Genomic DNA, 12,498 nt, shown 5'->3' on the forward strand with positions numbered 1-12,498 from the left:
ACGAATTCCGGCCAAGTTGTTGACGCGGTCCTGACAGGACACGCGTGCGGCTGACACTCTTCACCCCGTTCTGCGCTTGCCTGCTCTGCCCGGACGGTCACCCAGCCGCCGGTACCCCCCTCGCAGAAGGAGTTCCGCGTGAGATCCACGCACAGCCGTCGTACCGCGACCGGCGCTCTGATAGCCGCAGCCGCCCTCCTCGCCGTCGGCGTCCAGGGCACCACGGCCACGGCGACGCCGTCGGACCGGGCCGAGGCCGCGGCCCCCACGTCGCAGGCCCGCCCCGGCGCCCTGCCCAAGCAGCTCTCCCCGTCCCAGCGCGCCGAGCTGATCCGGGAGGCGACCGCCAACCGCGCGGCCACCGCCAAGGAGCTGGGCCTCGGCTCGCAGGAGAAGCTCGTCGTCCGGGACGTCGTCCAGGACAACGACGGCACCACGCACACCCGCTACGAGCGCACCTTCGCCGGTCTGCCCGTCCTCGGCGGCGACCTGGTCGTCAAGGAGTCCGCGGCCGGCGCCACCCAGGGCGTCTCCAAGGCCTCCCGGGTGACCTCCTCGCAGCTCAAGGCCGTCGACACCACGGCCGACGTCGCCCCGGCCGCCGCCGAGAAGCAGGCCGTGGGCCTCGCCAAGGCGGACGGCTCCTCGCGGACCGCGGCCGACAAGGCGCCCCGCAAGGTCGTCTGGATGGCCTCGGGCACCCCGCAGCTCGCCTACGAGACCGTCGTCGGCGGCCTCCAGGAGGACGGCACCCCCAACGAGCTGCACGTCATCACCGACGCGAGCAGCGGCGCCAAGCTCTTCGAGTGGCAGGCCATCGAGAACGGCGTCGGCAACACGCAGTTCAGCGGCCAGGTCACGCTGAACACCTCGGGGTCGTACAACCTCACCGACACCACGCGCGGCAACCACAAGACGTACAACCTGAACCACGGCACGTCCGGGACCGGCACGCTCTTCTCCGGCTCCGACGACGTCTGGGGCGACGGCACCCCGAGCAACCCGGAGACCGCGGCGGCGGACGCCCACTACGGTGCGGCCGAGACCTGGGACTACTACAAGAACGTCCACGGCCGGACCGGCATCAAGGGCGACGGCGTCGGCGCGTACTCCCGCGTCCACTACGGCAACAACTACGTCAACGCGTTCTGGTCGGACAGCTGCTTCTGCATGACGTACGGCGACGGCAGCGGCAACGCGGCCCCGCTGACCTCGCTGGACGTCGCGGCCCACGAGATGAGCCACGGTGTCACGTCCAACACCGCCGGTCTGGTCTACAGCGGCGAGTCGGGTGGCCTCAACGAGGCGACCAGCGACATCTTCGCCACCGCCGTCGAGTTCTACTCGAACAACTCGTCCGACCCGGGTGACTACCTGATCGGCGAGGAGATCGACATCAACGGCGACGGCACCCCGCTGCGCTACCAGGACAAGCCGAGCCGGGACGGGGCGTCCAAGGACTCGTGGTACTCGGGCATCGGCAACATCGACGTGCACTACTCGTCGGGCCCGGCCAACCACTTCTTCTACCTCCTGTCGGAGGGCAGCGGCGCCAAGACCATCAACGGCGTCAACTACGACTCCCCGACCTCCGACGGCCTGCCGGTGACCGGCATCGGCCGCGCCAAGGCCGAGCAGATCTGGTTCAAGGCCCTCAGCACCAAGTTCACCTCGACGACCAACTACGCCTCGGCCCGCACCGGGACGCTCGCGGTGGCCGGTGAGCTGTACGGCACCACCAGCGCCGAGTACAAGTCCGTGGCGGACGCGTGGGCCGCGATCAACGTCGGCTCGCGCCCCGGCGGCACCGACCCCGACCCGGGCACCGGCTCGGTCTTCGAGAGCAAGTCCACCGTCTCCATCCCCGACGCCGGTTCGGCCGTCACCAGCTCGGTCGCCGTCACCGGTGTCACCGGCAACGCCCCGAGCGCCCTCAAGGTCGGCGTGGACATCACCCACACCTACCGCGGTGACCTGGTCATCGACCTGGTCGCCCCGGACGGGTCCACGTACCGGCTGAAGAACTCCTCGATCAGCGACTCCGCGGACAACGTCCAGGCGACGTACACCGTCAACGCCTCCTCCGAGGTCGCGAACGGCACGTGGAAGCTCAAGGTCCAGGACGTCTACTCGGGCGACACCGGGAAGATCAACAGCTTCAAGCTGACCTTCTGATCCGGACGCCGGAAACGCACCACCGCTGACACGACGCGGCCGCCCGGGAGGAGCACCCTCCTCCCGGGCGGCCGCGCGCGTGCGGGTCAGTTCGGGTTGTTCGCGTGGGTCAGGGTCTCCCAGGCGACGAACAGGTTGTTGGAACCGGCCGGCCGCTGCCGCTCGGTGAGGGTCTGGGTGTTGGTCATCGCGATGCCCATCCGGTGGTGCAGCGCGTTGAAGCCGACCTCGGTGACCGGACCGAGGTTGTCCTTGAGGCTTCCGCCGCACAGATTGCCCGGAACGGGGTTGCCCACCTGGTACTTGGCGTGCAGCCCCAGCGCGTGACGCAGCCGCTCAGCGATCTCCGGATAGAGGTCCTGCCCCTGGATGCGGCTGGTCTCGGCGATGTGCGAGATGGCCGAGAGGCCGTACCCGGTGTGGGTGAGGTCGCGGCAGGTCTCCTGGGAGAGGCCGTCCATGAACGTGGACTGCCCCTGCCAGTAGTTGATGATCTTGTCGCGGGTGTCCAGCCCGCTGCCGGGCGCGGTCTTCGGCAGCGCGCCGTCCGCGCTCACGTAGATGTACGCGGGGACCCTGCCCCGGAACTTGGCGACCGCCTTGTCGTAGGCGGTCCGGTCCTCCAGGAAGACCGCGATGCCGATCGCGGCCTCGGTCATGGACAGCTCCCAGTTGCCGTTGCTGTTCGAGCCGTTGATGACCTTCGGCAGATAGACGTCGCGCAGCATGGTGGCGAAGCGGCCGGAGTTCGGCCAGGAGCTGTACGTGTACGCGATGATCTCGGCCGCCCGCGGCCAGGAGGAGCCCGCCCAGCCGGTCTGGAGCGGGGCGTTGCTGTTGGTGTGGTCCCTGATCACGGCCGACCAGGCGTCCATGATCTCGATGGCCTTCCGCGCGTAGCGGCTGTCCTGGGTGATGTACCAGGCCAGCGAGAGCGTGTACGCGGCGATCGCGTCCTCGCGCTCGTCCGTGCAGCCGTAGTTGGGGTTGGAGTACGAGCCGCACTCGACGACCGCGCGGGGTTTGGCGGTCCGGGTCAGGGAGGCGTACTTGCCGGCCATCATCTGGTCGTAGGCGCTCTTCCAGGGCTGGGCGCCCGCCTGGACCTTGGAGCGTACGAAGTCGAGCTGGGGGCGGCTGACCAGGACGCCGGGGTGGGTGAAGGCCGCGGGGGCGGCGGCCGCGGCCGGGGCCGCGTCGGGGACGGCGGCGGGCCGTCCGGAGGCGGGGCCCGGGGTGAGGCCCGTGACGAGCGCCGCGAGGGCGGCGGCGAGGCCGAGGCCGATGGTTCCGGTGCGCATGTGGGGGTGCCTTCCGGTTGCGGGGAGGTCCGGAACCCGGCCCGCACACAGGTTGTTCATGTCTGTGAACGATGAGCCGGGTTGTGAACGCTGCAATGAGTGAGGAACTTAAAGGCATCCCATGAACACGTCAAGCTTCTGTGTTCGGAAAGCGAAGGGCCCGGTACCGGACGGCTGTTCCGGAACCGGGCCCCGCGGGGCGTGCGCGCCTCAGCGCATCAGCACCCCCGCGCCCTCCGCCGCGGCCGCCGTCGGCTGGGCCACCAGCCCCAGCTCCGCCCCGTCGGCCAGCAGCCGGTGGGCGGGCAGCACCCGCACGGTGTAGCCGTACGGACCGGTGCGGTCCAGGGTGAGCGGCCCCTCGTACAGCCAGCGGCCCTCCAGGTCCTGACCGCCCGCCGGCTTCAGCGGGAAGACCTGGCTGTCGACGATCGCGTCGGCGGAGTCGACCCGGCCGGCCACCGCCTGCACCTCGACCTCGTCCGGCTCCAGCAGGCCCAGGCTGATCCGCACCCGCAGGGCCAGGGTGGAGCCCAGCTCGGCGGTGCCGCCGGAGGAGGCGTGCGGGGTCACCGCCTCGACGTGGTCGACGGCCACTCCCGGCCAGGCCGCCCTGACCCGGGCCTTCCAGCCGGCCAGTTCGCGCGCGGCCTTCTCGTCCAGCGAGCGCCGGGCCAGCGCGGCCGGGGTGTACAGCCGCTCCACGTACTCCCGGACCATGCGGTCGGCCAGCACCTTGGGGCCCAGGGTGCCCAGGGTGCGGCGGACCATCTCGATCCAGCGTCCGGGCAGCCCGTCGCCGTCCCGGTCGTAGAAGCGCGGGGCGACCCGGTCCTCGATCAGCTCGTAGAGCGCGCCGGCCTCCAGGTCGTCGCGCCGGTCCTCGTCCAGCGCGGCGCCGTCGGCCGTGGGGATGGCCCAGCCGAAGTCCGGCTCGAACCACTCGTCCCACCAGCCGTCCAGGACCGAGAGGTTGAGGCAGCCGTTGAGGGCCGCCTTCATCCCGCTCGTCCCGCAGGCCTCCAGCGGGCGCAGCGGGTTGTTCAGCCAGACGTCGCAGCCCGGGTAGAGCTTCTGGGCCATCGCCATCCCGTAGTCGGGCAGGAAGACGATCCGGTGCCGCACCCGGGGGTCGTCGGCGAACCGGACCAGCTCCTGGACCAGACGCTTGCCGCCGTCGTCGGCGGGGTGCGCCTTTCCGGCCACGACGATCTGGATCGGCCGCTGCGGGTGCAGGAGCAGCCCGCGCAGCCGGTCCCGGTCGCGCAGCATCAGCGTCAGCCGCTTGTACGAGGGCACCCGACGGGCGAAGCCGATGGTGAGGACGCCGGGGTCCAGGACCCCGTCGATCCAGCCGAGTTCGGCGGGCTGGGCGCCGCGGCTGCGCCAGGAGGCGTGCAGCCGCTGCCGGACCTCGGCGACCAGCTGCTCGCGCAGGGTGCGGCGCAGCTCCCACAGCCGCCGGTCCGGGACCTCCTCGACGGCGTCCCAGCGGCCGGGGGCGGCCCCGGACTCGGCGCGCAGCCGGTAGACCTCGGGGGCGACCCAGGTGGGTGCGTGGACCCCGTTGGTCACGGAGGTGATCGGCACCTCCGGGGGGTCGAATCCCGGCCACAGCCCGGCGAACATCTCACGGCTCACCTCGCCGTGCAGGGTGGAGACGCCGTTGGCGCGCTGGGCGAGCCGCAGTCCCATCACCGCCATGTTGAAGACGCCGGGGTCGCCGCCCTCGTAGGTCTCGGTGCCCAGCCGGAGCACCCGGTCGGCGGGGACGCCGGGGAGTTCGCCGTCGTCGCCGAAGTGCCGGGCGACCAGCTCGCGGTCGAAGCGGTCGATGCCGGCCGGGACCGGGGTGTGGGTGGTGAAGACGGTGCCCGCCCGGACGGACTCCACGGCGGAGTCGAAGTCCAGGCCCTCGCCGGACAGCTCGCGGATCCGTTCGAGGCCGAGGAAGCCGGCGTGGCCCTCGTTGGTGTGGAAGACCTCGGGTCCGGGGTGGCCGGTGAGCCGGCAGTAGGTCCGCACCGCGCGCACCCCGCCGATGCCCAGCAGTATCTCCTGGAGCAGCCGGTGCTCGCTGCCGCCGCCGTAGAGCCGGTCGGTGACCTCGCGTTCGCCGGGGGCGTTGTCCTCGACGTCGGAGTCGAGCATCAGCAGCGGCACCCGGCCGACCTGGGCCTGCCAGATCTGGGCGTGCAGGGTCCGGCCGCCGGGCAGCGAGAGCACCACCTGGCTCGGGGTCCCGTCGGCCTCGCGCACCAGCGTGACGGGGAGTTCGTTGGGGTCGAGCACGGGATAGTGCTCCTGCTGCCAGCCGTCCCGGGTCAGGCTCTGGCGGAAGTAGCCGTGCCGGTAGAGCAGACCGACGCCGATCAGCGGGACGCCGAGGTCGCTGGCGGCCTTGAGGTGGTCGCCGGCGAGGATGCCGAGGCCGCCGGAGTACTGCGGCAGGGCCGCGGTCACACCGAACTCGGGCGAGAAGTAGGCGACGGCGGCGGGCAGCCGCTCGCCGGCCTCCTGCCGCTCCTGGTACCAGCGGGGGCCTTCCAGATAGGCCGCGAGGTCCGCGGAGGCCTCGGCCAGCCGGTGCAGGAACGGCTCGTCCCCGGCCAGTTCGGCCAGGCGCGCGGCGGAGACGGCACCGAGCAGCCGCACGGGGTCGCACTCCGCGCTCCGGCCGGCCACCGGGTCGACGGACTGGAACAGCTCACGGGTCTCGGTGTGCCAGGACCAGCGCAGATTGCGTGCCAGGTCGCTGAGCGGTCGAAGGGGATCGGGGAGGACGGGACGCACGGTGAAACGACGAATGGCCTTCACGTATCCCACCTTTACAGGGCACGTACGGATCCGAGCGGACGCACCACGGTGTGCACCGCTCCGTCACCCTCGACGGTAGTGGCGCGCGGGGCGCACCGGCCACGGCGCGCGGCCGCTGCGGGCGTGCGACCCGGCGGGCGGGGAACCCGGAACCCTCCGGCCCCGTCCGTCCCCCTCGCGGATCCAGACACATCCGGCACAGGCGTTATGGCCGATTCCTTCCCCTCGTGCGGCCTTGTGGGCCTTCGCGCCACAAGGAAAGCTGCCGTGTGGCGCCCGGCCCACCCGCGTGTGCCGGTTCCACGCAGTCCCGCGCATGCGCGGCGGAGCCCGGCGCATTCAGACCGAAACACCTACGCCCGAGTAGTTAACACCTCACCGGATTGGCCCACCGAGTTCCGTGGGAAGGCTTCTCCGGTACCCGGAACGAATGCCTCCCGACCCCTGCCGAGAACGTTCCGCCCCCGTCTCGTACGCGATTCGGCCGCGGCCGTCCGGTGGTCCGCCCGGCGGTTTCGTATGCAATCCGCGCGGACCCCGTGCGCATTCGTCCCTGCCCGTGCACCACACCCCACCGCGGCCATTCGAGTGCTATTCGAGTGAACGCGGACAGGAGCGGCCATGCCCACACCCCATCAGTCATCGGCGGAGCGGCTAGAAAGGACCGAAACCCCTCGTCGCGGCGCGCGCAATCCGCATTCCGCGCCGGTCGTGCGCCCTGCCGAGCCCGTGCCCCCGTCCCCAGGTGATTCCATGATCGGTCGCATTCCCGTCCTCGATGTCCGTCCGCTCGTCGACTGCGGCAGAAGGCCCGCCAAGGCCGTCTGCGGCGAGACCTTCGAGGTCACGGCGACCGTCTTCCGCGAGGGCCATGACGCGGTCGCGGCCAATGTGGTGCTGCGCGGCCCGAACGGGCGTCCCGGGCCCTGGACCCCGATGCGCGAACTGGCCCCGGGCACCGACCGCTGGGGTGCCGAGGTGACACCGGACGCGGAGGGCCGCTGGACGTACACCGTGGAGGCCTGGAGCGATCCGGTCGCCACCTGGCTCCACACGGCACGGATCAAGGTGCCGGCCGGGATCGACACCGCGCTCGTCCTGGAGGAGGGCGCCGCGCTGTACGAGCGGGCCGCCGCGTCCGTCCCCAAGCGCGACGGCCGGGAGGCCGTGCTGGCCGCCGCGGACGCGCTGCGCGACACCTCCCGCCCGGCCGCCGCCCGACTGGCCGCCGCACTGACCCCCGAGGCGGACGCGGCGCTCTCCCGCCATCCGCTGCGCGATCTGGTCACCCGCTCCCGCCCGCATCCGCTGACCGTGGAGCGCCGGCGCGCGCTGTACGGCTCCTGGTACGAGCTGTTCCCGCGCTCGGAGGGGGCCAGGACCGAGCCGGCCGCGCCCGCCCGCAAGGGCCGCAGGGGCACGAGCGCCGCCCCGCGGCCCCGGATCATCAGCGGCACCTTCCGCACGGCGGCCGAACGGCTGCCCGCGGTCGCCGCCATGGGCTTCGACGTGGTCTATCTGCCGCCCATCCACCCCATCGGCACCACGCACCGCAAGGGCCCCAACAACGCGCTCTCCGCCGGGCCGCACGACGTGGGCGTGCCGTGGGCGATCGGCTCGCCCGAGGGCGGGCACGACGCGGTCCACCCGGATCTCGGCACGCTGGAGGACTTCGACCACTTCGTCGCGACGGCCCGCACCCTGCGGATGGAGATCGCGCTGGACTTCGCGCTCCAGTGCTCCCCCGACCATCCCTGGGTGGAGAAGCATCCGGAGTGGTTCCACCACCGGCCGGACGGCACGATCGCCTATGCGGAGAATCCCCCGAAGAAGTACCAGGACATCTATCCGATCGCCTTCGACACGGATATGCCGGGCATTGTCGCGGAGACCGTGCGCATCCTGCGTTTCTGGATGGACCGCGGGGTGCGGATCTTCCGCGTCGACAATCCGCACACCAAGCCGGTGGTCTTCTGGGAGAAGGTCATCGCCGACATCAACGGCACCGACCCGGATGTCGTCTTCCTGGCCGAGGCGTTCACCCGCCCCGCGATGATGCGGACGCTCGGCGCCATCGGATTCCAGCAGTCGTACACGTATTTCACCTGGCGCAACACCCGGCACGAACTCACCGAGTACGTCACGGAACTGGCCGGTGAATCCGCCTCGTACATGAGGCCCAATTTCTTCGTGAACACCCCCGACATCCTTCCCGGACATCTCCAGGAGGGCGGCAGGCCGGCCTTCGAGGCACGGGCGGTGCTCGCGGCGACACTCTCCCCGTCCTGGGGGGTGTACGCGGGGTTCGAGCTGTGCGAGAACACCCCGCTCCGCAGCGGCAGTGAGGAGTACCTCGATTCGGAGAAGTACGAGATCCGGCCCAGGGACTGGGAAGCCGCCGAGCGGGAGGGCCGTTCGCTGGCCCCGCTCCTCACCTCACTGAACCGGATCAGGCGCCGCAATCCGGCGCTCCAGCAACTGCGCGACGTGCACTTCCACGCCTCGGACAACGACGCGCTGATCGTGTACAGCAAGCGCTCCGGTTCGAACACCGTTCTGACGGTCGTCAACCTCGACCCGCACCACACCCAGGAGGCGACCGTCTCGTTGGACATGCCGCGACTCGGCCTCGAACGGCACGAGAGCGTGCCGGTGCGCGACGAGCTGACCGGCATTTCCTACCACTGGGGCAGGACCTTCTATGTGCGCCTCGAGCCGGGCGTGACGCCCGCGCACATCGCCGTCCTGCGACCGTCCCCGCCGACCGGAGGGTCACCCACACCATGATCGTCAACGAGCCCGTCCACGACACGTTCGAGGACACCCCGGCCAAGGACCGCGATCCCGACTGGTTCAAGCGCGCCGTGTTCTACGAAGTCCTCGTCCGGTCCTTCCAGGACTCCAACGGCGACGGCATCGGAGACCTGAAGGGACTCACCGCCAAGCTGGACTATCTCCAGTGGCTGGGCGTCGACTGCCTCTGGCTGCCGCCGTTCTTCAAGTCGCCGCTGCGCGACGGCGGTTACGACGTCTCCGACTACACCGCGGTCCTGCCGGAGTTCGGCGACCTCGCCGACTTCGTCGAGTTCGTCGACGCCGCGCACCAGCGCGGGATGCGCGTGATCATCGACTTCGTCATGAATCACACCAGCGACCAGCACGACTGGTTCCAGCAGTCCCGGACCGACCCCGACGGTCCGTACGGCGACTACTACGTCTGGGCCGACGACGACAAGCAGTTCCAGGACGCCCGGATCATCTTCGTGGACACGGAGACGTCCAACTGGACCTTCGACCCGGTGCGCAAGCAGTACTACTGGCACCGGTTCTTCTCCCACCAGCCCGATCTCAACTACGAGAACCCGGCGGTGCAGGAGGAGATCATCTCCGCGCTGCGCTTCTGGCTGGACCTCGGCATCGACGGCTTCCGGGTCGACGCCGTGCCGTACCTGTACCAGCGCGAGGGCACCAACTGCGAGAACCTGCCCGAGACCCACGGCTTCCTCAAGCGGGTCCGCAAGGAGATCGACGCCAACTACCCGGACACCGTGCTGCTCGCCGAGGCCAACCAGTGGCCCGAGGACGTCGTCGACTACTTCGGCGACTACCGCACCGGCGGCGACGAGTGCCACATGGCCTTCCACTTCCCGGTGATGCCGCGCATCTTCATGGCGGTGCGCCGGGAGAGCCGCTACCCGGTCTCGGAAATCCTGGCCAAGACCCCGGCCATCCCCAAGAACTGCCAGTGGGGCATCTTCCTGCGCAACCACGACGAGCTGACCCTCGAAATGGTCACGGACGAAGAACGCGACTACATGTACGCGGAGTACGCCAAGGATCCGCGGATGCGGGCCAACATCGGCATCCGCCGCCGGCTGGCGCCGCTGCTGGACAACGACCGCAACCAGATCGAGCTGTTCACCGCGCTGCTCCTGTCGCTGCCCGGCTCCCCGATCCTCTACTACGGGGACGAGATCGGGATGGGCGACAACATCTGGCTGGGCGACCGGGACGCCGTACGCACCCCGATGCAGTGGACGCCCGACCGCAACGCCGGCTTCTCCTCCAGCGATCCGGGGCGGCTCTACCTCCCCACGATCATGGATCCGGTCTACGGCTACCAGGTCGCCAACGTCGAGGCGTCGATGGCCTCGCCGTCCTCCCTGCTGCACTGGACCCGGCGGATGATCGAGATCCGCAAGCAGAACCCGGCGTTCGGTCTCGGCACGTACAACGAACTGCCCTCCAGCAACCCGGCCGTGCTCGCCTTCACCCGGGAGCACGGGGACGACCTGGTGCTGTGCGTGCACAACTTCTCGCGGTTCGCGCAGCCGACGGAGCTGGACCTCAGGTCCTTCAACGGGCGTCATCCGGTGGAGCTGATCGGCGGGGTGCGCTTCCCCGCCATCGGTCAGTGGCCCTATCTGCTGACGCTCGCGGGACACGGCTTCTACTGGTTCCGGCTGCGCAAGGACGCGCCGCCGAGCTGATCCGCACGACACCTCCCAGGCCACGGGCGGGGCGGTTTCCGCCGTCCCGCACGGGGCACCCTTCCCCTCATATCGAGCGCTTCCGCACCCTTCCTGGATCTTCCCGGCGTTTCGATCACTCCGCGTCGAGTCCGTACGGACCATCCTGACCCGACACGTCCCGCACAGCCGGACAGCCCATGCCGCAATCCGGGACACTCTTCGCATCCTGTGGTGTGCCCGGGGAAAGGACGCGATGCCATGTCGGAGGCTGCATCCGCTCAGGTCACCCTGGCGAACAGCACAGCCCTGCTCCCCTCCCTGGGGCCTCTGCTGCACTCATGGCTGCCCAGGCAGCGGTGGTTCGCGGGCAAGGGGCACCCGATCACCGCCTTCTCGCTGGTCTCGGCGACCGAACTGCTGCCCGTGGCGGCGGACGGCGGTCCGGGGCTCCTGCACCTGCTGGTGCGGGCCCACCAGCCCACGATGCCGGCCCAGCCCCCGGCCGACTGCTACCAGCTGCTGCTCGGGGTGCGCCCCGCACTGCCCCCGCTGCTGGCGCCCGCCCTGATCGGCCGCCCCGACCACGGCCCGCTGGCCGGACTCACCGTCTACGAGGGGCTGCACGATCCCCGGCTGGCCGCGCTGCTGCTGGAGCGGCTGCGCACCCCGGGCGGCCTCGGCTCCCTCAGCTTCGCGCGGGCGGCCGCCGTCCCCGCGGGCCTGGCCCCCCGGGTGCTGGACACCGAGCAGTCCAACTCCTCGCTGGTGTACGGCGACGCCTACATCCTCAAGGTGTTCCGCCGGGTCTTCCCCGGCACCAACCCGGATCTCGAACTGCCCCTCGCGCTCGCCCGCGAGGGGTGCGGACGCGTCCCCGCCCCGGTCGCCTGGTTCGAGGCGGCCGGGCCGGAGCGGCTGACGCTGGGGGTGCTCCAGCCCTTCCTGCGGGACGCCGAGGACGGCTGGCAGCTCGCCCTGCGCGCACTGGCCGCCGGGGACGACTTCACCGCCGAGGCGTACGCCCTGGGCCGGGCCACCGCCGAGGTGCACACCGCGCTGGCGGCGGCGCTGCCCGCCCCGGCGCTGCGGCGCGCGCAGACCGGCCGGCTGGCGGCGGCGATGGTCCACCGGCTGGAAAGCGCCGCGCACGCGGTGCCCGAACTGGCGCCGTACGTCCCCGGGCTGCGCGCCGCCTTCGACGCCCTGGCGGCGCCGGGCGGTGCGGGGACCGGCCGGCCCGCCCAGCGGGTGCACGGCGATCTCCATCTGGGCCAGACCCTGCGCGGGACCGACGGTTTCTGGTCACTGATCGACTTCGAGGGCGAGCCCTCCCGGCCGCTCACCGAACGCCGCACCCCGCAGCCGCCGGTGCGCGACATCGCCGGAATGCTCCGCTCCTTCGACTACGCGGCCCGCTCGCACCGGCCCTGGAACCCCGCGTGGGCGGCCCGCTGCCGGACCGCGTACTGCGACGGCTACGCCGCGTCCGCGGGCGTCGACCCCCGCGGCGAACCCGAGCTGCTGCGCGCCCACGAGACCGACAAGGCGGTCTACGAGGTGGTGTACGAGGCACGGCACCGGCCCGACTGGCTGCCGGTGCCGATGGCCGCGATCCGGCGCCTGGCCGGAGCGGACGCCGAACCCGCGGAAGCCGCCAAACTCGTCGAACCCTCCAAAGCGGATACGGAAACCGACTGAGCCACCCGGCGCCCGCTCCCCCGCACCGCCCGGCG

General features: G+C 71.1%; 6 protein-coding genes. 4 read left to right on the plus strand and 2 right to left on the minus strand.

Annotated elements, in window-relative coordinates; genetic code table 11:
* Window positions 1–138: 138 nt before the first annotated feature.
* Window positions 139–2,175 carry a M4 family metallopeptidase gene (locus ACZ4FH_RS04135; protein ID WP_467302091.1) on the plus strand — a complete coding sequence of 679 codons (2,037 nt, stop codon included), beginning with the start codon at window positions 139–141 and terminating at the stop codon, window positions 2,173–2,175.
* An 86-nt stretch (window positions 2,176–2,261) separates the two neighbouring features.
* Here the strand turns inward: ACZ4FH_RS04135 and ACZ4FH_RS04140 are convergent, their stop codons facing one another.
* The gene (locus tag ACZ4FH_RS04140; RefSeq protein WP_467302093.1) at window positions 2,262–3,476 is read right to left on the minus strand and encodes an alginate lyase family protein; all 1,215 of its coding nucleotides are present in this window, start codon (window positions 3,474–3,476) and stop codon (window positions 2,262–2,264) included.
* Window positions 3,477–3,686: 210 nt separating this feature from the next.
* Window positions 3,687–6,293, minus strand: a complete 2,607-nt coding sequence (glgP, locus tag ACZ4FH_RS04145; protein ID WP_467302094.1) for an alpha-glucan family phosphorylase — start codon at window positions 6,291–6,293, stop codon at window positions 3,687–3,689.
* Window positions 6,294–7,046: 753 nt separating this feature from the next.
* Between glgP and ACZ4FH_RS04150 the strand changes: the two genes are divergently transcribed.
* The 3 genes from ACZ4FH_RS04150 to ACZ4FH_RS04160 all read left to right on the plus strand — a co-directional run bounded on the left by ACZ4FH_RS04150 (window position 7,047) and on the right by ACZ4FH_RS04160 (window position 12,463).
* Window positions 7,047–9,080 (plus strand): alpha-1,4-glucan--maltose-1-phosphate maltosyltransferase, encoded by a 2,034-nt coding sequence (locus ACZ4FH_RS04150; RefSeq protein ID WP_467302095.1) that lies wholly within the window; start codon window positions 7,047–7,049, stop codon window positions 9,078–9,080.
* Window positions 9,077–10,783, plus strand: coding sequence for a maltose alpha-D-glucosyltransferase (treS, locus tag ACZ4FH_RS04155; protein ID WP_467302097.1), 1,707 nt, complete (start codon window positions 9,077–9,079; stop codon window positions 10,781–10,783). Before ACZ4FH_RS04150 ends, treS begins: the two co-directional genes overlap by 4 nt.
* Before the next feature lie 240 nt (window positions 10,784–11,023).
* Window positions 11,024–12,463, plus strand: a complete 1,440-nt coding sequence (locus ACZ4FH_RS04160) for a maltokinase N-terminal cap-like domain-containing protein (protein ID WP_467302099.1) — start codon at window positions 11,024–11,026, stop codon at window positions 12,461–12,463.
* Window positions 12,464–12,498 lie beyond the last annotated feature (35 nt).

The organism is Streptomyces sp. NPDC024555 (assembly GCF_055559335.1).